The 311-nt window shown below is 67.2% G+C and carries 1 protein-coding gene; it reads left to right on the forward strand.

Features of this window, described 5'->3' with window-relative positions; all coding sequences use genetic code 11:
- Positions 1–311: thioesterase family protein (locus E0702_RS16450; protein ID WP_132045654.1), on the forward strand; the 311-nt coding region annotated here is incomplete at both ends.

The raw sequence follows: 311 nt of genomic DNA on the forward strand, positions 1-311 counted from the left end.
ACCTGTTTCTGGAGCTGAACAACGGGCGGACCCTGACGCTGTTCGATCTGGGCCGCATCCCGCTGGGGCAGCGCGCGGGGCTGCTGGCGCTATTGAAACGCGAGCGCTGGGGGTTGACCGTGGCGGGGTCGGTCGTGCGGTATCGGCGGCGGGTCCGGATGTTCGACCGGATCGAGATGCGTTCCCGGCTGATCGGGTGGGACGCGCGGTTCACCTATATCGAGCAGATCATGCTGGTCCGGGGCGTGGTGACGAGCCAGGCGGTGTTACGCACTGCGGTGACCGACGCCAAGGGGATCGTGCCGACGCAA

This window comes from Halomonas marinisediminis (genome assembly GCF_004347715.1).
Taxonomy (GTDB): domain Bacteria; phylum Pseudomonadota; class Gammaproteobacteria; order Pseudomonadales; family Halomonadaceae; genus Halomonas; species Halomonas icarae.